Source organism: Pseudomonas sp. LjRoot71, assembly GCF_964253255.1.
Taxonomy (GTDB): Bacteria; Pseudomonadota; Gammaproteobacteria; order Pseudomonadales; family Pseudomonadaceae; genus Aquipseudomonas.
On the sequence record NZ_CAXURA020000001.1, the window covers coordinates 3,056,555 to 3,081,383 of the forward strand.

At 61.8% G+C, this 24,829-nt stretch carries 21 protein-coding genes; 9 read left to right on the top strand and 12 right to left on the bottom strand.

Annotation, left to right across the window (positions count from 1 at the left end; genetic code table 11):
* Positions 1-15: 15 nt before the first annotated feature.
* Positions 16-1,599 (bottom strand): peptide chain release factor 3, encoded by a 1,584-nt coding sequence (locus ACSQ17_RS14360; protein ID WP_436069357.1) that lies wholly within the window; start codon positions 1,597-1,599, stop codon positions 16-18.
* Between the two features lie 483 nt (positions 1,600-2,082).
* Here ACSQ17_RS14360 and ACSQ17_RS14365 point away from each other — a divergent pair, with 483 nt between their 5' ends.
* The 5 genes from ACSQ17_RS14365 (at position 2,083) to ACSQ17_RS14385 (ending at position 10,133) form a co-directional block, all read left to right on the top strand.
* Entirely contained in the window at positions 2,083-3,246 is a 1,164-nt protein-coding gene (locus ACSQ17_RS14365) for a type III PLP-dependent enzyme (protein ID WP_436069358.1), read from the top strand.
* Positions 3,247-3,515: 269 nt separating this feature from the next.
* Positions 3,516-5,825 (top strand): TonB-dependent receptor, encoded by a 2,310-nt coding sequence (locus tag ACSQ17_RS14370; RefSeq protein ID WP_436069359.1) that lies wholly within the window; start codon positions 3,516-3,518, stop codon positions 5,823-5,825.
* Positions 5,826-6,027: 202 nt separating this feature from the next.
* Positions 6,028-6,708 carry a Fe2+-dependent dioxygenase gene (locus tag ACSQ17_RS14375; RefSeq protein ID WP_436069360.1) on the top strand — a complete coding sequence of 227 codons (681 nt, stop codon included), beginning with the start codon at positions 6,028-6,030 and terminating at the stop codon, positions 6,706-6,708.
* Positions 6,705-7,808, top strand: coding sequence for an alpha-hydroxy acid oxidase (locus ACSQ17_RS14380; RefSeq protein ID WP_436069361.1), 1,104 nt, complete (start codon positions 6,705-6,707; stop codon positions 7,806-7,808). Before ACSQ17_RS14375 ends, ACSQ17_RS14380 begins: the two co-directional genes overlap by 4 nt.
* A 114-nt stretch (positions 7,809-7,922) precedes the next feature.
* Entirely contained in the window at positions 7,923-10,133 is a 2,211-nt protein-coding gene (locus ACSQ17_RS14385) for a TonB-dependent receptor (protein WP_436069362.1), read from the top strand.
* A gap of 341 nt (positions 10,134-10,474) precedes the next feature.
* Here the strand turns inward: ACSQ17_RS14385 and ACSQ17_RS14390 are convergent, their stop codons facing one another.
* The 4 genes from ACSQ17_RS14390 to ACSQ17_RS14405 all read right to left on the bottom strand — a co-directional run bounded on the left by ACSQ17_RS14390 (position 10,475) and on the right by ACSQ17_RS14405 (position 14,128).
* Positions 10,475-12,025, bottom strand: coding sequence for a sulfite reductase subunit alpha (locus ACSQ17_RS14390; protein WP_436069363.1), 1,551 nt, complete (start codon positions 12,023-12,025; stop codon positions 10,475-10,477).
* Between the two features lie 64 nt (positions 12,026-12,089).
* The gene (locus ACSQ17_RS14395) at positions 12,090-12,965 is read right to left on the bottom strand and encodes a DUF4198 domain-containing protein (protein ID WP_436069364.1); all 876 of its coding nucleotides are present in this window, start codon (positions 12,963-12,965) and stop codon (positions 12,090-12,092) included.
* A gap of 40 nt (positions 12,966-13,005) precedes the next feature.
* Entirely contained in the window at positions 13,006-13,518 is a 513-nt protein-coding gene (locus ACSQ17_RS14400) for a DUF2271 domain-containing protein (protein ID WP_436069365.1), read from the bottom strand.
* Positions 13,519-13,528: 10 nt separating this feature from the next.
* Positions 13,529-14,128 (bottom strand): PepSY-associated TM helix domain-containing protein, encoded by a 600-nt coding sequence (locus ACSQ17_RS14405; protein WP_436069366.1) that lies wholly within the window; start codon positions 14,126-14,128, stop codon positions 13,529-13,531.
* A gap of 198 nt (positions 14,129-14,326) precedes the next feature.
* On the opposite strand from ACSQ17_RS14405, the gene ACSQ17_RS14410 reads away from it, so the two are divergent.
* The 3 genes from ACSQ17_RS14410 to ACSQ17_RS14420 are packed head-to-tail and all read left to right on the top strand — an operon-like array spanning position 14,327 to position 16,643.
* Positions 14,327-15,070 carry a 5-oxoprolinase subunit PxpA gene (locus tag ACSQ17_RS14410; RefSeq protein WP_436070485.1) on the top strand — a complete coding sequence of 248 codons (744 nt, stop codon included), beginning with the start codon at positions 14,327-14,329 and terminating at the stop codon, positions 15,068-15,070.
* On the top strand, positions 15,067-15,744 hold the full coding sequence (gene pxpB / locus ACSQ17_RS14415; RefSeq protein WP_436069367.1) for a 5-oxoprolinase subunit PxpB: 678 nt from the start codon (positions 15,067-15,069) through the stop codon (positions 15,742-15,744). The genes ACSQ17_RS14410 and pxpB overlap by 4 nt, the downstream gene beginning before the upstream one ends.
* On the top strand, positions 15,741-16,643 hold the full coding sequence (locus ACSQ17_RS14420; RefSeq protein ID WP_436069368.1) for a biotin-dependent carboxyltransferase family protein: 903 nt from the start codon (positions 15,741-15,743) through the stop codon (positions 16,641-16,643). Before pxpB ends, ACSQ17_RS14420 begins: the two co-directional genes overlap by 4 nt.
* Here the strand turns inward: ACSQ17_RS14420 and lnt are convergent.
* The 5 genes from lnt to miaB all read right to left on the bottom strand — a co-directional run bounded on the left by lnt (position 16,640) and on the right by miaB (position 22,037).
* On the bottom strand, positions 16,640-18,160 hold the full coding sequence (gene lnt / locus ACSQ17_RS14425; RefSeq protein ID WP_436069369.1) for an apolipoprotein N-acyltransferase: 1,521 nt from the start codon (positions 18,158-18,160) through the stop codon (positions 16,640-16,642). The two genes, ACSQ17_RS14420 and lnt, sit on opposite strands and share 4 nt — an antisense overlap.
* A gap of 101 nt (positions 18,161-18,261) precedes the next feature.
* On the bottom strand, positions 18,262-19,101 hold the full coding sequence (locus ACSQ17_RS14430) for an HlyC/CorC family transporter (RefSeq protein WP_233683707.1): 840 nt from the start codon (positions 19,099-19,101) through the stop codon (positions 18,262-18,264).
* Positions 19,102-19,149: 48 nt separating this feature from the next.
* Positions 19,150-19,608, bottom strand: coding sequence for an rRNA maturation RNase YbeY (ybeY, locus tag ACSQ17_RS14435; RefSeq protein ID WP_436069370.1), 459 nt, complete (start codon positions 19,606-19,608; stop codon positions 19,150-19,152).
* Positions 19,601-20,605, bottom strand: a complete 1,005-nt coding sequence (locus ACSQ17_RS14440) for a PhoH family protein (RefSeq protein ID WP_233683709.1) — start codon at positions 20,603-20,605, stop codon at positions 19,601-19,603. The genes ybeY and ACSQ17_RS14440 overlap by 8 nt, the downstream gene beginning before the upstream one ends.
* Positions 20,606-20,693: 88 nt before the next feature.
* Positions 20,694-22,037 carry a tRNA (N6-isopentenyl adenosine(37)-C2)-methylthiotransferase MiaB gene (gene miaB / locus ACSQ17_RS14445; protein ID WP_436069371.1) on the bottom strand — a complete coding sequence of 448 codons (1,344 nt, stop codon included), beginning with the start codon at positions 22,035-22,037 and terminating at the stop codon, positions 20,694-20,696.
* A gap of 135 nt (positions 22,038-22,172) precedes the next feature.
* Here miaB and ACSQ17_RS14450 point away from each other — a divergent pair, with 135 nt between their 5' ends.
* Entirely contained in the window at positions 22,173-22,496 is a 324-nt protein-coding gene (locus ACSQ17_RS14450; RefSeq protein ID WP_108486963.1) for a DUF1820 family protein, read from the top strand.
* 159 nt (positions 22,497-22,655) lie between these two features.
* Here the strand turns inward: ACSQ17_RS14450 and ACSQ17_RS14455 are convergent, their stop codons facing one another.
* Together ACSQ17_RS14455 and hemL are read right to left on the bottom strand one after the other, a co-directional pair.
* Positions 22,656-23,207 (bottom strand): tetratricopeptide repeat protein, encoded by a 552-nt coding sequence (locus ACSQ17_RS14455; protein WP_436069372.1) that lies wholly within the window; start codon positions 23,205-23,207, stop codon positions 22,656-22,658.
* A gap of 285 nt (positions 23,208-23,492) precedes the next feature.
* The gene (gene hemL, locus ACSQ17_RS14460) at positions 23,493-24,782 is read right to left on the bottom strand and encodes a glutamate-1-semialdehyde 2,1-aminomutase (protein WP_436069373.1); all 1,290 of its coding nucleotides are present in this window, start codon (positions 24,780-24,782) and stop codon (positions 23,493-23,495) included.
* Positions 24,783-24,829 lie beyond the last annotated feature (47 nt).

Genomic DNA, 24,829 nt, shown 5'->3' on the forward strand with positions numbered 1-24,829 from the left:
GGGTAGTGCAACCCTTTAGTGATGCTCGCGTGTCGCGCGGAACTTGATGTCTGGCCAGCGCTCTTCCATCAGGCTCAGGTTGACTCGGGTCGGGGCCAGGTAGGTGAGGTGGCCGCCGCCATCCAGGGCGAGGTTTTCCACCGCCTTGTTGGAAAACTCCTCAAGCTTCTTCTTGTCGCTGCACTCAATCCAGCGCGCTGACCAGACGGTGATGGGCTCGTAGGCGCACTCGACCTTGTATTCCTCTTTCAGGCGGCTGGCGACCACGTCGAACTGCAGCACACCGACGGCTCCGAGAACGATGTCGTTGCTGCGCTCGGGGAAGAACACCTGGGTCGCGCCTTCTTCGGCCAGCTGCTGCAAACCTTGGCGCAGCTGTTTGGACTTCAGTGGGTCTTTCAGGCGTACGCGGCGGAACAGCTCCGGGGCGAAGTGAGGAATACCGGTAAAGCCCAGCGCTTCACCCTCGGTAAAAGTGTCGCCGATCTGGATGGTGCCGTGGTTGTGCAGGCCGATGATGTCGCCGGCATAGGCCTCTTCCAGCTGCTCACGCTCGCTGGAGAAGAAGGTCAGGGCGTCGCCGACGCGCACGTCCTTGCCCAGGCGCACGTGGCGCATCTTCATGCCTTGGCTGTACTTGCCCGAGCAGATGCGCATAAAGGCGATGCGGTCGCGGTGCTTGGGGTCCATGTTCGCCTGGATCTTGAACACGAAGCCGGAGAACTTTTCTTCAACCGGCTCCACCGTGCGCTCATGGGCGACGCGAGCCAGCGGACGCGGGGCCCAGTCGACCACGGCGTCGAGTACATGGTCGACACCGAAATTACCCAGCGCGGTGCCGAAGAACACCGGGGTCAGCTGGCCGTTCATGAATTCGTCCTGGTCGAATTCGTGGCAGGCCCCTTGCACCAGCTCAAGCTGCTCGAGGAAGCGCTCGTACTCATCACCCAGGTGGGCGCGGGCCTCATCCGAGTCGAGTTTTTCGATGATCTTGGTTTCGGTGCGCTCGTGGCCGTGGCCTGGGGTGTAGACGATGATGTAGTCGCCGGCCAGGTGGTAGACGCCCTTGAAATCCTTGTAGCAGCCAATCGGCCAGGTGATCGGCGCGGCCTTGATTTTCAGTACCGCCTCGATCTCGTCGAGCAGTTCGATCGGGTCGCGGATATCACGGTCGAGCTTGTTGACGAAGCTGACAATCGGCGTGTCGCGCAGGCGGCACACGTCCATCAGGGCGATGGTGCGTGGCTCAACGCCTTTACCGCCGTCGAGCACCATCAGCGCGCTGTCCACTGCGGTCAGGGTGCGGTAAGTGTCTTCCGAAAAGTCTTCGTGGCCGGGGGTGTCGAGCAGGTTGATCATGTGCTCGCGGTAGGGGAACTGCATCACCGAGGTGGTGATGGAGATACCGCGCTGCTTCTCCATTTCCATCCAGTCGGACGTCGCATGACGGTCGGACTTGCGCGACTTCACCGTACCGGCCACGGCAATCGCCTTGCCCATCAGCAGCAGCTTCTCGGTAATGGTGGTTTTACCGGCGTCGGGGTGAGAGATGATCGCGAATGTACGGCGTTTGCCGACTTCGGTGGCCTGGATGGTCATTGTGCGGGAACCCGTCGACTGAATAGTCGGTCTGTCAAAAAAGGCGGCGATTATAACGGTAAACGTCAGCGCGCGCGGTGACCTGTAGTCAGGGGAGAAAAACGCGGGTTTTTAGCGTGTTGTGCAGCATTTCATAACGTTTTGTTTTGAATATAAAACGATCAATCAATAAGGCGACAAAGAGGAGCAAAAGTACGGCATTTTTGATTGATCTCAGCCCCCCATGGCCCTAAAGTTCGCGCCCGAACGTCCATGCTGGCAACGATCCATCCGGCTCAAGTACTGACGACGAGAGGTTGCTCCGATGCGAGTAATCCTCGGCGACATGCCTTGGGAAGTAGGCGAACCAAAGTGGGGAAACTGATCAGACGTTCTGCCTGTGCGGGTTAGCCGCCAGGTCTCCCTGAATGGTGGGTGAGTGGCGCTAATGCCGGCTCATCTGCTGAATGCGTTTTAACTGGTTCTGCCAACTGGAGTCCGAGCATGTCGATCAAGGTCGAAGACTATTACGCACCCGCTACTTTTCAGCGCATGAAAGCCTTCGCTGATACCCAGGAAACCCCGTTCGTGCTGATCGATACCTCGATCATCAGTCAGGCCTACGACGACCTGCGCGCCGGGTTCGAGTTCGCCAAGGTGTACTACGCGGTCAAGGCCAACCCGGCGGTGGAAATCATCGACCTGCTCAAGGAAAAGGGCTCCAGCTTCGACATCGCCTCGATCTACGAGCTGGACAAGGTGCTCAGCCGTGGCGTGACGCCTGACCGCATCAGCTACGGCAACACCATCAAGAAATCCAAGGACATCCGCTACTTCTTCGAGAAGGGCGTGCGCCTGTTTGCCACCGACTCGGAAGCCGACCTGCGCAATATCGCCAAGGCTGCGCCGGGCGCGAAAGTCTATGTGCGCATCCTTACCGAAGGCTCGACCACGGCCGATTGGCCGCTGTCGCGCAAGTTCGGCTGCCAGACCGACATGGCCATGGACCTGCTGATCCTCGCCCGTGACCTCGGTCTGGTGCCTTACGGCCTGTCCTTCCATGTTGGTTCGCAGCAGCGCGACATCTCGGTGTGGGACGCGGCGATTGCCAAGGTCAAGGTGATCTTCGAGCGTCTGAAAGAAGAAGACGGCATCGAGCTGAAACTGATCAACATGGGCGGCGGCTTCCCGGCCAACTACATCACCCGCACCAACAGCCTGGAAACTTACGCCGAGGAAATCATCCGCTTCCTCAAGGAAGACTTCGGCGACGACCTGCCGGAAATCATTCTGGAGCCGGGCCGTTCGCTGATCGCCAACGCCGGCATTCTGGTCAGCGAAGTGGTGCTGGTGGCGCGTAAGTCGCGCACCGCCGTAGAGCGTTGGGTGTATGTGGATGTTGGCAAGTTCAGCGGCCTGATCGAAACCATGGACGAGTCGATCAAGTTCCCGATCTGGACCGAGAAGAAGGGTGAAGTGGAAGAAGTGGTAATCGCCGGCCCGACCTGCGACAGCGCCGACATCATGTACGAGAACTACAAGTACGGCCTGCCGCTGAACCTGTCGATCGGTGATCGCCTGTACTGGCTGTCCACCGGTGCCTACACCACCAGCTACAGCGCGGTGGAATTCAATGGCTTCCCGCCGCTGAAGTCGTTCTACCTGTAATAGCTGCTATGCAGGGCCAGAAGGCACGGACTGACCTCCGTGCCTTTTTTCTGTCTGCACCATTTGTGAGTAGCCGCTGGGGCGTGCTGACGGGCGCTATTGCCTGTACTAGAGGCTTTTGTTTGAAGGGTGCGCGCGAGGGTTCAGCGGCGCATGGAGGTGCCTGACAATTTTGTTACAAATGGGTTCCTGTAAACGATATGTAAAGATTGATTGAGAGTGCTTATTAATTAGAATCGCGCCAGTTTCTCAATCCTGGAGTGATTCTCATGCACAAAAATAACAAGCGCGGTGCTCTTCCGCAGCCTCGCCTGCTGGCCAGCGCCATCGGTTTTGCCATCGCCTCCTGTGCTGGCAGCAGCTTTGCCGCTGAAGCCGAGAAAACCCCGGTTGAGCTGGGTGGCGCAACGATCAAGGGGCAGCAGGACAGCGGTTACAAGGTCGATAAGGCCTCCTCGCCGAAGCAGACGGCGGCCTTGCTGGATACGCCGCAGACGTTCAGCGTGATCCCGGAAGCGCTGTTCAAGGAGCAGGGCGCACGCACCTTGACGGATGTGCTGAGCAACACCCCAGGAATCAGTTTCAACGCCGGTGAAAACGGCTTTGCCAGCGGCACCAACAATTTCAGCCTGCGTGGTTTCGATACCAGCGGCAGCATCTTTATCGACGGCGCGCGCGACAACGGCAGCTATACCCGTGATGTGTTCAACGTCGAGTCAGTTGAAGTGGCCAAGGGCCCGGCGGCCGACAACGGTCGCGGTGGTGCCGGCGGTTACGTCAACCTGGTGACCAAAACCCCGACCATGGAAGAGTTTATGGGTGGCGGCATCAGCTATGCCTTCGATCAATACGATTCCGAAGCCCGTAAACGCCTGACTCTGGATACCAACCAGGTGGTTAACGACAGCACCGCCGTGCGCCTCAATCTGCTGCTGGAAGACAGCGGCGTGGCCGGGCGTGAGCATGCCGAGAAGAACAGCTGGGGCATCGCGCCTTCGGTGGCGTTCGGCCTGGGCACTGATACCCGCGCGATCTTCGCCTATGAGCATGTGCAGATGAATGATCGTCCGGATTGGGGGGTATCCGGCGCCTCGGTCAAGGGACTCAAGGGCAATACGCCCTATGATCCGGCGTTGTCGTCGGTGGATCGCGACACCTTCTATGGCCTCAAGTCCGATTATGACGACACCACCAGTGATTCCTTCCTGGCACGCCTTGAGCACGACCTGTCCACTGGCATGACCTTGAGTAACCAGACGCGCTGGGCACGGGTTGACCGTGATGCGCGTTACACCATGCCTTTCCAGTACCGCCCGGCTCAACGTGACCTGCTGACCGACACCCAATTCTATGATCGGGTCAACACCAGCCTGAGCAACCAGACCAACCTGTCGGCACAGTTTGCCACCGGCACCTTGCAGCACAACCTGTCCACCGGCCTGGAACTGACGCGCGAGGAGTCAGAGGCGCGCACCTATGCTGAGGTGCGGCCGCAGGTTGTGGTCGACCCATTCAACCCGGATTGGCAGCGCACAGGGCCGACCGCCAAGCGCGGTCAACTGCGTGAGGCCAGCGAAGTCACCGTTGATACTGTTGCCCTGTATCTCTACGACACCATCCAGTTGAATGAGCAGTGGCAGCTCACGGGCGGGCTGCGCCTGGAAAACTACCAAGTTGATATCAGTAGCAAGACCGTTGCCGGCGCGCCTGTCGGCCCGGATGGCTACGATGACACTGAGTTCACCGTGGCCGGCAAACTGGGCCTGGTGTACAAGCCGGTTGAGTACGGCAGCATCTACGTGGCCTATGGTCGTTCGGTTCAGCCAGCAGGTTCCTTCCTGTCCGGCACGGATATTTCGCGTGTCAATGGCCAGGCCATGCCGGGGCTGTTGAAAGGTGCTGATCCGGTCAAGGCTGACAACTACGAGCTGGGCACCAAGTGGGATTTCTTCGATCAACGTTTGTCGACGGCTGCCGCACTGTTTTATACCGAGAAACGGGTTGCGATCAGTGGTCTGGATAACGGCGAGGTGGGGACTGCCTACCTCAAGGGGTATGGCGAGCAGATCGTTAAAGGTCTGGAGCTGAGTGCCACTGGCAAGATCACTGACGACTGGAATGTGTTTGCCGGCATCGTCTTTATGGACAGCGAGCGTAAGCACAGCGCCTATCTGGACCAGGTGCGCAAGAACGCTAACCCGGGTGACTATGGCGTGGTTGATCGTACCAGTGGTGACGAGCTGGCCTTCAGTCCGCGAGTGTCTGGGAGTCTGTGGACGACCTATCGTCTACCGGTTGGCGTGACCATTGGCGCCGGTGCCAAGCATGTGGGTTCGTCTTACCTGGGCCGTCCGGACGATGCTGAACGCATTATTCCCAACGGCGCAGTGGGCAAGCTGCCGAGCTACACCACCTTCAATGCGATGGCGTCCTACGCGGTCAACACGAACCTGGATGTGCGGGTCAATCTGGATAACCTGACCGATGAGGAATATGCCGTTTCCACCAACTGGAGTGGTCGTCGCGCCATGCTCGGTGATCCACGCACCCTGACCCTGAGCACTGACTTCCGCTTCTAAGTCGTCCAGGCTCTATCAGCGCCCCGAATACCTGTGGTATCCGGGGCGTTTTTATTGGTTCTGCGGCATCCTCAGGGGATGGTTTATTGGGCTGGATCAACGGTTCTGTTGCTGCGTGCTGTCATAGTGCGCGCCAGCTATTTAGAATCATTTGCAACTGATGGTTGCGGGCGCTCAGGGCGACCGGTGAGGAGAGCGAATCATGATGTTGAGCATTGCCGATGTGCTGACGCCCGAGCAGGTGCGTGAGTGCCGTCAGGCGTTTGAACAGGCCAACTGGCAGGACGGTCGGTTGACTGCCGGGCATCAGGCCGTGAAGGCCAAGGCCAATCAGCAACTGGCGCAGGATGATCCGCTGGTGGTGCAGATTGGCGACTTTATCGTGCAGCGTTTGGGTAACCATCCGCAGTTCGTCTCGGCTGCCTTGCCGCTGAAGGTGTTGCCACCGCGCTTCAACCGTTACACCGGCGGCGGCACTTACGGCAACCATATCGACAACGCGATTTTCAGCGTGCCGGGCACGCCGCATCGGGTGCGCAGCGATCTGTCGGCCACGCTGTTCTTCAGTGAGCCGGACGAGTACGACGGCGGCGAGCTGGTGGTCGAAGACAGTTACGGCAGCCATCGCGTCAAGTTGCCGGCCGGGCATCTGGTGCTGTATCCCGGCAGCAGTTTGCATCGGGTTGAGCCGGTGACCCGGGGCACACGCTATGCGGCGTTTTTCTGGATTCAGAGCCTGGTGCGTGATGACACCCAGCGCAGTCTGTTGCTGGAGCTGGACCGAGCAGTGCAGGCGCTGACCCTGGAAGTGCCGGAGAGTGCCGAGCTGGCTCGCTTGACCGGGGTTTATCACAACCTGCTGCGCCAGTGGGCCAATACATGACCGACCTGCCATTGCCGAAACTGACGCAGATTCCGCCAAGCGTCGCCGCCGTGGCGGACTATGAGCCACTGGCCCGCGAGCGCATGAGCGCCCAGGCCTGGGCTTATATCGCCGGCGGTGCGGCCGATGAATTGACCCTGGCAGAGAATCAGGCGGCGTTTCAGCGCATTCGCCTGCGCACGCGGGTGTTGGCTGACCTCAGCGGTGGTAATACCCATCTGCAGCTGTTCGGTCAGGTATTCGCTCACCCGATTTTCCTCGCTCCGGTGGCCTATCAACAGTTGGCGCATGCCGACGGTGAGCTGGCCACGGTGCTGGCGGCCTCGGCGGTGCAGGCCGGTATGGTACTCAGCACTCAGGCCAGCGTGTCGCTCGAAGCGGTGGCTGAGCAGGCGCACACCCCGCTGTGGTTTCAGCTGTATATCCAGCCGGATCGGGCCTTTACCGAGGCATTGGTCAGGCGCGCCGAAGCGGCGGGTTATCAGGCACTGGTGTTGACGGTGGATGCGCCGGTCAATGGCATGCGCAACCGCGAACAACGCGCCGGTTTCTGCCTGCCCGAGGGTGTCGAGGCGGTCAACCTGCGCGGTATGCAGCCGTTGCGTGAGGACGCACCGCCCAGCGGTGGCCTGTTGCTCGGCGGTGCCTTGCTGGCGGCAGCGCCTGGTTGGGCTGATGTGCAATGGCTGCGCTCACTGACGCGCCTGCCGATTCTGCTCAAGGGCGTGATGACTGCCGAAGATGCGCAGCGCGCGGTGGCCGAGGGTGTCGATGGCATTATCGTCTCCAACCATGGCGGGCGAACGCTGGACGGCCAGCCGGCGACCATCGAGGTGCTGGCGCAAGTTGCTGCTGCCGTGCAGGGGCGTGTGCCACTGCTGCTTGATGGCGGTATCCGTCGTGGTACGGATGTATTCAAGGCGCTGGCCTTGGGTGCCGATGCCGTATTGGTTGGACGACCTTATGTGTATGGCCTGGCTGCGGCGGGGGCGAGTGGTGTGGCGCATGTGGTGCAGTTGCTGCGGGCTGAGCTGGAGGTGGCCATGGCTCTGACCGGTTGCCGCGACCTGGCTGGTATCAATGCGACGAGTCTGCTGTAGAAAAAATAAGCTGTAGGGAACTAAACGCAAATAAAAGTGTAAATTCGTATTGCTTGGTAATCATTATCAAATAGAATCACGCCTCGTTTTTATCTGGGGGTGGTTCTCATGGGTATGGGTAAACAAGTCGGCAACCTGCCGCAGCGTCGTCTTCTGGCTACGGCCATCGGTCTGGCTGTAGCGTCCTGGGCGGGTGCCGGCATGGCAGCCGAGCAAGTGCCGCAAAAGGCCAAGACACCGGTCGAACTGGGTAGCGTGACGGTCAAGGGCCAGCAGGCCGAAAGCTACAAGACCGAAACCTCGTCTTCCGCCAAGTACGCGGTGCCGTTGCTCGATACCCCGCAGACCATCACCGTGGTGCCACAGGCGCTGCTCAAAGAGCAGAAAGCCCTGAGCATGAAAGAAGTGCTGGCCAACGTCTCCGGTATCACCTTTAACGCCGGTGAGGGCGGTGGTGGTTCAGGCGACAGCATCAACATCCGTGGCTTCAGTGCCAACGCCAACATGCAGATCGACGGCCTGCGCGACAGCTCGCAGAACAACCGTACCGACACCTTCAATATCGAAGCCGTTGAGGTCATCAAAGGCCCCAACTCGGTATTCGGCGGCTCCGGCACCACCGGCGGCAGCATCAACCAGGCCAGCAAGCAGCCACGTCAGCGCGACTTCACCGAAATCGGTGCCAGCCTGGGCACCGACAACTACCACCGCCTGACCCTGGACACCAACCAGACCCTGGATGGCGTGGGCACCGACAGCGCGTTTCGTCTCAACCTGATGGCCCATGAGAACGATGTGCCAGGCCGTGATCATGTGGATCGCCAGCGCTGGGGCATTGCGCCGTCGCTGCTGTTGGGCTTGAGCGAGTCGACTCGCCTGACCCTCAGCTACCTGCATCAAAACGATGACAACATGCCCGATTACGGTGTGCCGGCTTTCGACGGCAAGCGCCTGGCCGGTGTTGAGCGTGAGGGCTTCTTCGGCTGGAAGAACATCGACAAGGAAGAAATTCAGACCGACGCCTTTACGGTCAAATTCGAACACGACTTCAACGACAACCTGCGCTTGCAGAACCTCAGCCGTTACAGCCAGGTCAAGCGTGACACGGTCATTTCGGCCTCCCACGTCAACCTGGCCGTCGCCCCGGCTGGGCAATACCGGCCTGCCGGTCCGCAGGGCTATGGCCGTGATGTGACCAGCGAGATGTGGATCAACCAGACCAACCTGACCGCGTATTTCGACACCTTCGGCCTGGGTCACACCCTGGTGACGGGTGTTGAGATTTCGCGTGAGGATTACCACCGCAACACTTACAGCTATGGCTTGGATTTTGCCGGCCGCAGCTTCGATCTGGGTAACCCGCCAGGTTATTACACCGGGCCGATCAACAAGGCTCGCTCCGCTGAAACCAGCACCCAGCTGGATAACGAAGCGATTTATGTCTTCGACACCCTGGCCCTGAACGAGCAATGGGACCTGAGCCTGGGCCTGCGTTACGACTGGATCAAAGGCGATTCGAAGAACATCGCGCTGCCTGCCGGCACCGTGACCCGTGTGGATTCGCGTGACAAGGAACTCAGCGGCCGTGCCGGGGTGGTCTACAAACCGACCGAGAATGGCCGCATCTACCTGGCTTACGGTACGTCCTTCAACCCGGCGGCGGAGAACCTGGCGTCTTCCGGTGCGCTGACTGCTGCTGCCACCGAGCTGGACCCGGAAGAGAACGAAACCTGGGAGCTGGGCACCAAGTGGGAGCTGCTCAATAACCGCCTGCAACTGGATGCTGCGCTGTTCCGTGTCGAGAAGACCAACGCCCGTGAAACCATGGCCGATGGCTCGACCCAGCTGGCAGGTGAGCAGCGTGTGCAGGGCGTTGAGTTTGGTGTCACCGGTCGGATTACCGATCAATGGAACGTCTACGCCAACTACACCTTCCTCGACAGCGAAACCCTCAAGGCCGCAGACACTGCTGCTGGTATCGCCCGTGAAGGTCAGGCGCTGGGTAACACCCCGCCGCGCTCGTTCAACCTGTGGAGCACCTACGAGCTGCCAGCCGGCTGGCGCGTGGGTTACGGTGCACGTTATGCCAGCGAGCGTAACGTGACCTCCAGCGACAACGCCAAGCTGGACGCCTACTGGGTGCACAACGCCATGGTCGGCTACAAGGTGACCGATGAGCTTGATCTGCAGTTGAACATGAACAACCTGTTCGACAAGGAGTATGTGCAAAGCGTGCGGCAGAACGTGGGTCTGAATACCCGCTCTTCGGCGATCGAGTACGGTGATGCGCGTTCGGCGGTGCTGTCGGCGACTTACAGCTTCTAAGCCTGTCCGGGCTGCTACCGCCAGATTGGGTTGGCCGGTAGCGACCATCCGCTGACACGAAACCCCGGCCACTGCCTGCAGTGGCCGGGGTTTTGTTTTATGCGGCTATTCGAAGGCGGCGCGGGAGTTGGCAGGCTGACAGTGGTGCATCGCGGGGATCAGGTGAGGGTATCGTTGCCCGTATCGGAAGGGCCGAGCGTGCTGCTGGCATCGGCATCGGCATCGGCATCGGCATCGGCTAGGCGTCGTGGTCTCAGCTGTTGCTCTGTATTTCTGAGACGGGTGACTCACGCGCGGTCATTGCGAGGCGAGTGTGCCCAGGTCAGTCGAGCCTTGTGCTGTCAGTACAGATCTCGGCGATAACGGCCGCTCTGGCTCAACTGCTCAAGTGCTGCATCGCCCAGCAGTTGGCGCAGGCAGGCGTCGACATCGCGGCCCATGCCGTCGAGGCTGCCGCACAGGTAAATAGCGGCACCGTCGGCCAGCCAGGCGCGCAAGGTGCTGGCTGACTCGCGCAGGGCGTCCTGCACATAGCGCTGCGGATTGCCGTCGCGCGAATAGGTGAGGTCGAGGCGTTCGAGGTGGCCGCTGTGCTGCCAGGCGCGTAGCTCGTCGATCAGCAGGGCGTCGTGGGTGGCATGGCGTTCGCCAAACAGCAGCCAGTTGCGTGAGCCTGGATTGGTTGCGCGTTCCTGCAAGTGCGCGCGCAGGCCGGCGAGGCCGCTGCCGCTGCCGATCAGAATCAGCGGTGTAGTGGCGTCCGGGCCCTGGAAGCCAGGGTTGCGGCGGATACGCAGATCGATCTGGCTGCCAACGTCGGCATGCTGGCACAGCCAGCCGGAGCCCAGTCCGGGGCTGCCGTCAGCCTGGTGCTGCAGGCGTACCAGCAGGTCGAGGCTGCCACTGCTGCGGCACGAGGCAATTGAATATTCGCGGTGTGGCAGGGGCGTCAGTTCGGTAAGCCATTGTGCGATGTCGCGGTCATCCGGTCGGCTTGTCGGCAGGTGGCGTTGGCTCAGGGCATCGCTCAGCAGCTGGCCATCCGCTAAGCGCTGTTGCGGATCAAGGCCGAGGTGCTGCAGGCACGCGCTGACGCGCTGCGGGGCATGCCGTGGGCCGACTTCGACAATATCGCCGGCGCGCCACTCGACGTCCTCGCTGCTGCTCAGGCGCAGTTGGAAGATCGGGGAGCCGATGCTGTCAGGGTTGAGGCAGTGGCGCTGCGTCAGTTGCCAAGGTCGATAGTGCGCGGGCTGCCAGTCGACAAAATCGCTGCTGCCGCTGAGGTGGCCAAGTTGCTGCTGCCAGTGGCGCAGGGTGCCGGCGTCGAGGCTATCGACGCACAGCAGGTCGAACAGTGGCTGCGCCTTAAGCGCGTGCAGGCGCTGCTGCAGGCGTTGGCCAAAGGCGCAGAACTGCGGGTAGCTGCTGTCACCCAGGGCCAGGATGGCGAAGTGCAGTTGCGGCAGCGGTTGTTGGGCATGCAGGGCACGCTCAAAGCGTGCGGCGTTATCGGGTGCTTCGCCGTCACCGTAGGTGCTGACTACCAGCAGCAGGCGCTCAAGCGTTGCCAGCTGTGTGCTGTCCAGTTGGTTGAGTGCGATACAACGTGCCGGTGTGCCGCTGGCGAGCAGTTGCGCGCAGCTGCGTTCGGCCAGGTGCTGCGCCTGGCCGCCTTGGCTGGCGTAGGCAATCAGCAGTTCGCCGGCCTGGCCGGATGGGATACGGCGCTGTGGCCAGCAGTAGTGCAGGCACAGGGCGAGATAGGTAGCGCTGATCAATGCGGCGCTGAGTTCGCGCGCCGGTTGCAGCCAGAACAACAGGCCGGCCAGCAGCAGGCAGGTCGGCAATGGCCAGTGGCGCAGGGCGTGAAGTCGCGAGGCGGTGATCAAGTCGAGTCGTCAGCCAAGAGGAGGGAAGCGCTGTCGCCGGGTGGCGACAGCGTTCGGGCGGGCATCAGGGTGCCAGCACTTCCAGCGTCGCGCTGTAGGAGGCGCGGCGCTCGGTGGCCGGCGCAATGACGCCGTCCTTGCTGCTCAGCTCGGCTTCCAGCCAGTACATGCCGGCGTTCGGCCAGGTGATGCTGATCTTGCCGTTGGCGTCGCTGGTGGTTTTGATTTCACCCAACTCATCGCGGTAACGGTTGCCACCGGGGATCACGCTGACTTCAACACCAGCGGCGGGTTTGCCATCGAGCAGCAGGGTGAATTCGGCGGCTTCACCGGCGAACAGGTCGTTGGGGTGGGTAATCGGAGCCAGTTCAAGGCCCACACCGGTGGTTTTCAGGACTGTAGTGGTCGGGTTGCCGGAGGTGACGAAGACTTCCATGCGGCTGTTGTTCTGCGCCACTTTCAGCTCGGCGGCGCCTGCCGGTACCTGCTTGGCGAAGTCTTCGGCCTTGCCCATCCAGCGCTTGTTTTCCTGGCCTTCTTTCCAGCTGGCGAACAGGCCGCTGTTGGCAATGGCCAGTTTGTAGGTGCCTTTCTGGGTCAGGTGCAGGTCGAAGGTGCTGCGGTAACGGCCAATGCTGCCGTTCTCGGCCTTGGCGGCGCTGCCATCCGGGGCGAACAATTGCAGTACGGCGGCCGGGCGCGGACGCATGCCAGGTGGGCCGCCAGCGGGGGCGTTGTCGAGATTGCCGATGCCCTGAATGCGCAGCGGGAAGTGCTCGAAGTAGAACAGGTCATTGGACACGGCGGCGTCGACGGTGACCCACGGATCTTCACCGGACAGTACCGTGGCCGAAGGCAGCATCCAGGCGCGGTGGGCCTGGGCGGACAGCGGCAGGCAGATGGCCAGGGTCAGGGCGGTCCATTTTACGAGTGGGTGCATGGCAGTCTTCCTTAAGGGCAGTGATTCAAGGGGCTGAGGTTCAAGGCGTCAGTTGCAGGGTGATCTTGCCCAGCTCGCTGCTGCCCTGAACGCTGTGGTTGGCGGCTTGCTTGGGTGGCCAGGTGAACGGCAGGCGCAGCAGTTCGCGGCCGCCCACTTCACGGGCGGCTTCCACCACCACGCGGTATTCGCCGGCGGGTAACTGTTTGAAAGGAGCATCGGCGCTGCTGAAGCTCAGGCTCTGCGCGCCCACTGCGCGGGTTGCGCCGCTGACGCCGTCAACCGGCATCTCCAGGCTGCGGCCGCTGCGGCGCCACCATTGGCGCAGGTCTTTGAGCCACTTCTCGCCTTCCTTGTCCTTGAGCTTCTGGTCGTACCACACCGCCAGGTTGGCGACATGCTTCTGGTCCGGTTGCTCCAGCCAGATGGCCACATAGGGGCGGTGGTATTCGGCCACCTGCAGGCGCGGGATTTCCACCTCCAGCTTCACGTCGGCAGCCAGCACCGGGGTGCTCAAAAGGGCGCACAGGGGCAACAGCAAGCGTTTTGGCATAACGATGTCCTTAGTGAATAAACAGCAGAGCCAGCAGAACAGGGAGTACCAGGCCCAGGCCGAGCATCGGCCAGGTGCTGGGGCGGTTGCCGGCATAGCGTTGCAGCAACAGCAGGCCGCTGAGGCTGAACACCACGCAGAGCACGGCAAATACATCGATAAACCAGGCCCAGGCCGTGCCGGTGTTGCGGCCTTTGTGCAGGTCATTCAGGTAGGCGATCCAGCCGCGGTCGGTGGATTCGAACTCCAGCGCGCCGGATTCAATATCCAGGCTCAGCCAGGCATCGCCACCGGGGCGCGGCAGGCCGATATACAACTCGCCATCCGACCATTCGGCGTCGCGGCCATCCAGGCGAATCGCCAGCTCGGTTTCCAGCCACTGACGCAGCTCCAGTGGCAGGCCCTGGCTGGGCTGTTTGTCTTGCAGCGCGGCCTGCAGCGCCTCGGGCAGCTGCGCCTGATGATTGATCACCCGGGGTTTCGCTTCGATCTGCGTGGCATGGTTCAGGGTGATGCCGGTCACGGCAAACAACAGCATGCCGGCCAGGCACAGTGCGGAGCTGATCCAGTGCCATTGGCGCAGGGTGCCGAGCCAGAAGGAGTGAGGCATAGCCGAGTCTTGTCAGTGGGTTTGGGTTTCAGGGTGGCGATTCTAGTGAATTTTTAATGCTAAGAATGATTATTTACAAACAATATACATTCCTATTGAGCGGCGATGAGCTTTTCTTACCCGGACACGGCCGTGGTTGGGCATGGGCATGCTTGGGCGGGCTTCCCGTCGCTGCAATGCGCCACTAAGCTGATGGGCATGAAAAGAATCCTGCTGAATTGCGACATGGGTGAAAGCTTCGGCGTGTGGAGCATGGGCGATGATGTGCATGCCATGCCGCTGGTTGATCAGGCCAACCTGGCTTGCGGCTTTCATGCTTCCGACCCGATGACCATGCAGCGCACCGTCGCCCTGGCGGTGCAGCATGGGGTGAGCATTGGTGCGCACCCGGCCTATCCTGATCTGCTCGGTTTCGGCCGTCGGCATCTCGCCTGCTCGCCGGAGGAGGTCACCGCGCTGGTGCTGTACCAACTTGGCGCGCTGGATGCCTTCTGCCGCGCGGCCGGCACCCAGTTGGCCTACGTCAAACCGCATGGCGCGTTGTACAACGACCTGGTGCGTGACGATGCGCTGTTCAACGCGGTGCTTGAGGCCTGCGCCAGTTACCGCAAGGGCTTGCCGCTGATGGTGCTGGCGCTGGCTGACAACAGCCGCGAGCTGCGCCTGGCCGATGCCGCCGATGTGCCGCTGATGTTCGAGGCTTTTGCCGACCGTGCCTATCTGGCCGACGGGCAGTTGGCCCCCCGGCGTTTGAGCGGCGCGGTGCACCATGATCCGCAGCGGATATTTCAGCAGGCCCTGGCGATTGCCCGCGGTGAGCTGTTTGCCGATATCGATGGCAAGCCGCTGCAGCTGCGCGCCGACAGCCTGTGCGTGCATGGCGATAACGCCGACTCCCTGGCCGTATTGCGGCGTTTGCGGGCCAGCCTGGACGCTCTGTGATTCGCCTCGAACCGGCCGGTGCCGAAGCGCTGCTGCTGGTGCTGGCCGAACAGCCGGATGCGCAGTTGCCGCAGCGGATCGCGTTGCTGGCCGAGCGTATCCGTGGCGAGTTGGGTGAGGTGCTGACTGATCTGGTACCGGGCTGGACCAGCCTGCTGCTGCACTATGACCTGCTGCGCACCGATCACCTGGAGCTGGCCGAGCGACTCAAACCGCTGTTGGAGCGCTGGCTGGCCGAGCCTGTTGTTACGCAGGCCGGGCGGCTGTATGAAATTCCTATTTGGTACAACGGTGAAGACCTCGCCGAGGTCGCGCGTTTGTGCCAGCTGAGCAGCGCTCAGGTGATCGAGCTGCATGCGGCGACCGAGTACCGCGTTGGCGCGATTGGTTTTGCTCCAGGCTTTGCCTACCTCGGCGAGCTGGACGCGCGCCTAGCGTTACCGCGCCGCGCCACCCCGCGTCTCGCGGTGCCGGCCGGTAGCCTGGCAATTGCCGAGCGGCAGACGGCGATCTACCCGCACAGCTCGCCCGGCGGCTGGCACCTAATTGGTCGTTGCCCCTGGTCGTTGTTCGACGCTGCACAAACCCCGCCATGCCCGCTGGCGCTGGGTGACCGGGTGCGTTTTCGCCGTATCGACGAGCGCGACTTTATTCGCGAAGGCGGTCAGCCATGAGCGGCCTGCGGGTGCTCAAGCCAGGGCCGCAAAGCCTGTTGCAGGATGCTGGGCGGCGCGGCTGGCAACACTTGGGCGTATCGCCCGCCGGGCCGCTGGATTGGCACGGTGCGGCCTGGGCCAATCATCTGCTGAACAATCCCTGGGGCACGCCGCTGCTGGAAATCGCCTTGGGCGGCGTCGCGTTGCAGGCCGAAGTCGATACCTGGGTGGCGGTGTGCGGCGCTCAAGTGCCGCTGAGTCTGGATGATCAGCCGCAGCCGCTGTGGACGCGCCTGCCATTGCGCAAAGGCCAGCTGTTGCGCCTGGGCTTTGCCCGTAGCGGTCAACGTGCCTATCTGGCGGTGGCCGGCGGCTTTATTGCTGCGCCGGTGCTGGGGAGCGTTAGCGTGCAGCTGCGCGAAGGGCTAGGCCGGGCGTTGCAGGCGGGCGATCTGCTGGCCTGTCGGCCCGCACATTTTACTCACGCCGCCAGCGTGCCCTGGCCCTATGTGCCGGATTACCGCTGTAAACCTTTGCTGCGGGTGATTACCGGCGGCGATGCGGCGAGTTTCGAGGAAGACCAGTTGCAGGGCTTTTTTGCCCAGACCTGGCAGCTCAGCCCGCACTCTGATCGCATGGGCGCACGACTGCTCGGCGAGGCCGTGCAGCCACCTGTGCGGCAGTGGTCATTGGGGGTTGGTCGGGGCGCGATTCAGGTGCCGCCGGATGGTCAGCCGATCATCCTCCAGGCCGACCATCAGAGCATGGGCGGTTACCCGTTGCTCGGCTGGTTGCATCCGCTCGATCAGGGGCGCCTGGCGCAATGCCCGGCGCACCATCCATTGCGTTTTACCCCGGTCAGCATTGGCGACGCGCAGACTGAGCTGCGCGAGTTCTACCGATTTTTTCGTCGTTAAAGCGTTTTGGCCATACGGCTGGCCATCAACGCCCAGGCAAATAGCCCCAGGCAGATAATCAGCATGGGCCAACCACGCCACTGCAGATAAGGCGTGAGCCCCTGCATCGGTTGCACCTGGCCATAGAGCACTGCCTGTTCGAATTGCGGCAGTTGCGTGGTGATCTGGCCTTGCGGGTCGATCAGCGCGGTGACGCCGTTGTTGGTCGCGCGGATCATCCAGCGTCCGGCTTCCAGGGCGCGCATCTGCGCCATCTGCAGGTGCTGCAGCGGGCCGATGGAGCGGCCGAACCAGGTGTCGTTGCTGATGGTCAGCAGCAGGTCGCTCTGCGCAGCCAGGCTGGCAGCGAATTCGGGGTAGACCACTTCGTAGCAAATCAACGAGGCCAATGCGTGGCCTTTGGCTTGCAACAGCCCTTGTCCGGCCGAGCCGCGGGCGAAGTCGGACATTGGCAGGTCAAAGAAGGCAATCACCCCGCGCAGCAGATCCTGCAGTGGCACGTATTCACCGAAGGGCACCAGCTTCTGTTTGAGGTAGTCGCCGCTGCCCTGGCCGACCACGCTGATGCCGTTGTAGTAACGCGGTTCGCCGCGCTCGTTGCTCTGACGAATCGGCACGCCGGTGATCAGTGCAGCATTGCGGTCGTTGGCGAAGCGATTGATCACACCCAGGTAACCCTGAGCGCGGTCCTTGAGCACCGGAATGGCCGTCTCCGGCCAGATGATCAGGTCGGTCGGCTTGGCACTGAAGGTCATGTCGCGGTACAGCGCGAGCTGCGCATTGAGCTGCTCGGGGTCCCACTTCAGGTTCTGTTCGATATTGCCCTGCATGGCGGCCACGCTCAGCGGCTCACCCTGCGGCTGGGTCCAGGCGTGGCCCTTGAGGGCGAGGCCGGCGATCCACGGCGCGACTAACAGCACCACGCCGATGGCGAGAAACGCCTTGCGCGCCCGCAATTGCGCCAGGTTGACCAGCAGCGCGGCGCTCAGCGCCAAGGCAAACGACAGCAGCCATACACCGCCTACTGGGGCCAGGCCGGCCAGCGGACCATCCAGTTGGCTGTAGCCGGCGTAGAGCCAGGGGAAGCCGGTGAGAAACCAGCTGCGGAAGGCTTCCTGCGCCAGCCACAGCGCCGCGAAGGCCAGTGCGTCGGCCAGCGGCGCTTCGACCCGGCGCAGCCAGCGCGTCCAGACCCAGGCGCTAAGGGCGAACAGCAGGCCGAGCCCACCGACAAACAGCAGGGTCAGAAACACCGCCAGCGGCGGCGAGGCGGCGCCGTAATCATGGATGCTCACATACACCCAGCTGGTGCCGGCGGCGAACAGGCCAAAGCCATAGCTCCAGCCACGCAGAGCTGCCTGGCGTGGCGTCAGGTCACGCAGGCCGAGGTAGAACAGGGCGATGGACAAGAGCGCCAGCGGCCACAGGTCATAGGGTGCCAGCGCCAAGGGCGTGATGGCCCCCGCGACAAGCGCGATCAGGGTGCCGGGCCAGCCAGGTCGAGTTATCCAGTGCATTGCATGCAGGTCCTTGGATTGCGGTGGCGCAAGGGTAAAGCGCGCGAGCAGGCGGGGGAAGTGTTGCCCGCCGGCCACCATTGCCGGTGGCCGGCTGCAGATCAGTTATTGATCGGCGTCAGGCGCAGCAGATGAATGCGCCGGCTGTCGGCGTTGAGCACGCGGAAGCGGAACTCGCCGATCTCGGTGACTTCATTGCGCTTGGGCAGGTGGCCGAAGGCGCTCATCACCAGGCCGCCGACGGTGTCGAATTCATCGTCGGAGAATGTGGTGTCGAAGGCTTCGTTGAAGCTGTCGATCGGCGTCAGCGCCTTGACCAGGAAATCGCCTGAGGGCAGCGGTTTGACGTAGCTGTCCTCTTCCACGTCGTGCTCGTCTTCGATATCGCCGACGATCTGCTCGAGTACGTCCTCAATGGTCACCAGGCCGGCAACGCCGCCGTACTCATCGATGACCACGGCCATGTGATTGTGGTTGGCGCGAAATTCGCGCAGCAGCACGTTGAGGCGCTTGGACTCGGGCACGAAGGTGGCCGGGCGCAGCAGGTCCTTGATATTGAAGTTGGGCTGTTCGCCCGAGAGGATCAGTGGCAGCAGGTCCTTGGCCAGCAGGATGCCGACCACATCATCGAGGCTTTCGCCCACCACCGGGTAGCGCGAGTGCGCCGCTTCGATGATCGCCGGCAGGAACTCCTTGGGCGACTGATTGGCCTTGATGCTCATCATCTGTGAGCGCGGCACCATAATGTCGCGTACCTGCAGGTCGGCGACTTGAATAGCGCCTTCAACGATGGCCAGCGCTTCGCTGTCGAGCAGCTTGTTCTGGTGCGCTTCGCGCAGCACTTCCAGCAGTTCTTTGCGGTTCTTCGGCTCATGAGCAAAAGCCTGGGTCAGTCGGTTGAACCAGGACTTTTGCTCGTTGCTCGATCGATCTTCGCTCATGGTGGTTACTCAGGAACCTTCTGTTGTGTCTGTGGGGGTGGCAAATAATTATTCGTGGTCGGCGTAAGGGTCGGGATGCCCCAGCTCAGCCAGCAATTCTCGTTCCAGCGCTTCCATCTCTTCGGCTTCCTCATCCTCGATATGGTCGTAGCCGAGCAGATGCAGGCAGCCGTGGATCACCAGGTGCGCCCAGTGCGCTTCACTGGTTTTCGCTTGTTCCTGGGCTTCGCGTTCAACCACCGGCACGCAGATCACCAGGTCGCCGAGCAACGGGATGTCCAGCAGTTCATCCGGCACATCGGCAGGGAAGGATAGTACGTTGGTGGCGTAATCTTTATGACGCCAGGTGTGATTGAGCTCGCGACCCTCGGCTTCATCGACCAGGCGGATAGTCAGCTCCGAGTCAGCCGTGCGCTGGCGCAGGGCAATCTTGCACCAGGCGCGAAACTGCGCCTCGCTCGGCAGGGTGGCGGCGTCGCTGGCGATCTGCAGGTCAAGCTCAAGCATTGCGCTCATCCTGCTCGTCATCCAGTTTGCCGTGCATACGGTTGTCGTAGCGCTCGTAGGCTTCGACGATGCGTTGCACCAGCGGATGGCGCACCACGTCCTTGGGCTTGAAGTGGGTAAAGCTGATGCCCGGCACATCACGCAGCACGTCGATCACGTGGGTCAGGCCGCTTTTGGTGCCGCGCGGCAGGTCGACCTGAGTGATGTCGCCGGTAATCACCGCCGTCGAACCGAAGCCAATGCGGGTGAGGAACATCTTCATCTGTTCCAGGGTGGTGTTCTGGCTTTCGTCGAGGATGATAAAGCTGTTGTTCAGCGTGCGGCCGCGCATGTAAGCCAGCGGCGCGACTTCGATCACCTGCTTTTCGATCAGCTTGGCCACCTGCTCAAAGCCGAGCATCTCGTACAGCGCGTCGTACAGCGGGCGCAGGTACGGGTCGATCTTCTGCGACAGGTCGCCAGGCAGGAAGCCGAGCTTTTCACCCGCTTCTACCGCCGGACGCACCAGCAGGATGCGGCGAATCTGCTCGCGCTCCAGGGCATCCACGGCAGCTGCTACTGCGAGATAGGTTTTACCGGTGCCGGCTGGGCCGATGCCGAAGTTGATGTCGTGGTCGAGGATGGCTTTGACATAGCGTTGCTGATTGGCGCCGCGTGGGCGAATCATGCCCTTGCGGGTGCGCAGGGCAACGCTGGCTTCGACGGTCGGATTGCTCAGCTCTTCGATACCGGACTCCTGCAGGAACAGGTGCACCAGATCGGGCGACAGTTCGGTGCTTTGGGTTTCGCGGTAGAGGCGGCGCAGCAGTTGCTCGGCGGCGCGGGTCTGGCCGGCGGTGCCGACCAGTTCGAACTGGTTGCCACGGTTGCGCAACTCGATGCCCAGGCGCTGTTCGATCAGGCGCAGGTGTTCATCAAATTGGCCGCACAGGTTGGCGAAGCGGCGGGCCTCAAAGGGTTCAAGGATAAAGCGGAGTGGTTCTATGGGCGCGTTCAAGGTCGTGTGATGGCCGCCAGTCGGCTGGGGTAGTGAAACGAAGAATAGCGCTAGCGGCCGCGAGGGGGAAGCTCGGGCCGCTGCGGCTTTAGTTGCAGACGGTTTCGTTGATCAGCGTGCCGCGCAGCGAGTTGGGCATGGCTTCGTCGATATGCACGTCGACGAACTGGCCGATCAGGCGCGGATTATCGCTGCGGAAGTTGACCACCCGATTGCTCTCGGTGCGGCCCTGGAGCATGCCAGGGTCCTTCTTCGAGTAATCGTTGACCAGGATGCGCTGCACAGTGCCCGCCATGCGTCGGCTGTTCTCAAAACCCTGCTGGGTGATGCGGTGTTGCAGCAGTGCCAGGCGCTGTTTTTTCAGCTCCAGCGGGGTGTCGTCGGGCAGGTCAGCCGCCGGGGTGCCAGGGCGCGAGCTGTAGACGAAGGAGTAGCAAAAGTCGAAACCGACATCCTCGACCAGCTTCATGGTCTGCTCGAAGTCCTTCTCGGTTTCACCGGGGAAACCGACGATAAAGTCCGAGCTGATCAGGATGTCCGGCACGACGGCGCGCAGCTTGCGGATGCGCGACTTGTATTCGAGTGCGGTGTGGTTGCGCTTCATCGCCGCGAGAATGCGGTCGGAGCCCGATTGCACCGGCAGGTGCAGGTACTTCACAAGCTCGGGGATCTCGGCGTGGGCCTGGATTAGCGCGTCGGAGAACTCCAGCGGATGGCTGGTGGTGTAGCGAATGCGGTCGATACCGTCGATGGCCGCTACGGCATAGAGCAGTTCGGCGAAGTCGGCAATCTGCCCGTTCTGGGTCGCGCCGCGGTAACCGTTGACGTTCTGCCCGAGCAGGGTGATTTCGCGCACACCGTGTTCGGCCAGGTGGATGATTTCGCCGAGCACGTCGGCCATCGGTCGGCTGACTTCTTCGCCGCGTGTGTAGGGCACCACGCAGAAAGTGCAGTACTTGCTGCAGCCTTCCATCACCGACACGTAGGCGCTGGGCCCATCGACGCGCGGTTCGGGCAGGCGGTCGAATTTCTCGATTTCGGGGAAGCTGATGTCGACCTGGGCGATCTTGGTGGTACGCGCGGCGTCGATCATTTCCGGCAGGCGGTGCAGGGTCTGCGGGCCGAAGACCACGTCGACGTAGGGCGCGCGATCACGAATCGCCGCGCCTTCCTGGCTGGCTACACAGCCGCCAACGCCGATCACCAGGTCTGGGTTGGCAATTTTCAGTTTTTGCCAGCGGCCGAGTTGCGAGAACACCTTGTCCTGGGCTTTTTCACGGATCGAGCAGGTGTTGAGCAGGATGATGTCAGCGTCTGCGGCCTTCTCGGTGACTTCCAGGGCTTGATGTTCGCCCAACAGGTCAATCATGCGCGAGCTGTCGTACTCGTTCATCTGGCAACCGTGGGTTTCGATATAAAGCTTCTTGGTCATGCGCGCTCAAAAAGGGTGATTCGAAGAACCGCGCATTATAGGGAGCTAGTGCCAGGGTTCCTAGCGTTGGCTGCTAGGCGGCTATGCTATGATCCGCGCCCTTTCAATCAACCCGCCGGTACGAACTGCATAACCATGAGCAAGCGCGAACCCATCTACAAGGTGATTTTCCTCAACCAGGGTCAGGTGTACGAGATGTACGCCAAGCAGATCTTTCAAAGCGATCTGTGGGGCTTTCTGGAAGTGGAAGAATTCGTCTTTGGCGAGCGCACCCAGGTGGTGGTCGACCCCAGTGAGGAAAAGCTCAAAGCGCAGTTCGACGGTGTGGTGCGCAGCTTTATTCCGATGCACGCGATCATCCGCATCGATGAAGTCGAGCGCCTGGGTACACCGAAGATCAGTGATGCCAAGGGTGGCGGCAATGTGATGCCGTTCCCCATGCCGATGCCGGATAAGTGAAGCTACTGCGCTCGACCATGCGGCGTTAAAAACTGGCTCGGCATGCTCATTTACACCAGTAAACTCCGCTGCCTCGCTGTTTTGATCAGCCGAAGGCTGTTACTAACGTAGCGCCTTGCCTGCTCTTCGATCGCTACGCTTCGCGCCAAAACGGTTTGACTACGGCAGCGGGGCAAACGGCGAGGTAAAGGTGTCGGCGTTCTGCAATTCCAGCAGGTAGTTGCGGAAGATCTGCCCAAGCACCTGGCTGGCAATTTCCAGCTCATCGCGGGGCATCTGTGCGGCGATCAGGTCGGCGCTGTCCATGGCTTCGTCCGAACCATTGACTGCTGCCATCTTCAACACGATATAGGCCTGTACTGCATTGGCCGGCACGCCTTCGCCACGGAAGAACATCATGCCCAGGCGGTATTGTGATTGTGCGTGGCCTTGCAGCGAGGCTTGCTCGAACCATTTCAGCGCCTGGCCAAGGTCACGTTCGACGCGCTTGCCATCGTAGTAGAACTCGCCCAGCTCGTATTCCGCTTGCAGGTCGCCGTTAAGTGCGGCTTGTTGGCAGGCGTCGAGGGCGGCTGGCAGTTCTTCGGCAGTGGTATTCAGGGAGCAGCTGCCGAGCGCAGGGATCAGCAAGGAGTTGCCGCCCGCCGAAGCGAGCAGTGGCAGCAGGAGCAACAGGCAGCCCAGGGACAGGGTGCGGCCGGTGCGTTTCATGAAAATCCATGTACCTCGGGATGCAAGGCGGGCGCGGTGCCCGGTCGCCGGAACGCGGCAACCATCACATTATGAAATAAGCGGCGGCGTTCTTACAAAGTCTTTACCGGGTTTTCTTCTGTGCGGTGCTGCCTGACAGGCTCGGCAGCCGTCAGGCTAACAGTTCCACCACTGCCTCCGAAGCTGCTGTGGCAGACAAAAAACCTCAACAGCGCACAGAACAGCGCTGGCAATCGGCATCGGTTAGAGCCAATGCACCATCGCACAGCGCCGTGCTGTAGCGCCTCAGGCCTTTTTCAGTTCGGCAAAGGCGCGCTCGGCTGCGTTCAGGGTGATGGTCAACTCGGCATCGCCATGGGCGATGGAGGTGAAGCCGGCTTCGAAGGCGCTAGGCGCCAGGTACACGCCACCCTCCAGCATCAGGTGGAAGAAGCGCTTGAAGCGTTCGGCGTCGCTGGCCATCACATCGTCAAAGGTGACGATATCGTCGGCGCCGCTGAAATACAGGCCAAACATGCCACCGGCCTGGGTGGTGACAAACGGTATGCCGGCGGCATCGGCACGTTCTTGTAGGCCTTGCAGCATGCGGCTGGTGTAGTCGCTCAGCTCGGCGTGAAAGCCCGGGCGCTTGATCAGGCGCAGGGTAGTCAGGCCGGCGGCCATGGCCAGCGGGTTACCCGACAGGGTGCCGGCCTGGTACACCGGGCCGAGGGGGGCGATGCAGCCCATGATCGCGCGCTTGCCGCCGAAGCAGCCGACCGGCATGCCGCCACCGATGATCTTGCCAAAGGTGGTCAGGTCTGGCGTCACACCGTAATAGGCCTGGGCGCCGCCGAGGGCGACGCGGAAACCGGTCATCACTTCATCGAAGATCAGTACCACGCCGTGTTTGTCGCACTGCTCGCGCAGGCCTTGCAGGTAACCGGGGGCCGGTGGCACGCAGTTCATGTTGCCGGCCACCGGCTCGACGATGATGCAGGCGACGGTAGAGCCGACTTCGCTGAGCATCTGCTCAACGGCGGCCAGGTCGTTGAACGGCAGGGTCAGGGTGTGTTTGGCGAAGTCTGCCGGTACGCCGGCCGAGCTGGGTACGCCCTGGGTCAGCAGGCCGGAGCCGGCTTTAACTAACAAACTGTCGGAGTGGCCGTGGTAGCAGCCTTCGAATTTGATGATGTTGTCGCGGCCGGTGTAACCACGGGCCAGGCGGATGGCGCTCATGGTGGCCTCGGTGCCGGAGCTGACCATGCGCACCATTTCCATGGACGGCACCAGGCTGCACACCAGGTCGGCCATCTCGGTTTCCATGGCGGTCGGTGCGCCGTAGGACAGGCCGTGCTGCAGCTGATTGCGCACCGCGTCGAGAACGTCCGGGTGGCTGTGGCCGAGGATCATCGGGCCCCAGGAGCCTACATAGTCCACATAGCGCTTGTCGTCTTCATCGGTGACGTAGGCACCTTCGGCATGCTTGAAGAACAGCGGGGTGCCGCCAACACTTTTGAAGGCGCGCACCGGCGAGTTGACGCCGCCGGGGATGTGTTTCTGCGCGTTGGCGAAGAGGATTTCGGAGCGGGACATGGCAGGGCCTCTCAAACAGGGAGTCGGGGGCGAGCCGGGCCGCCCCT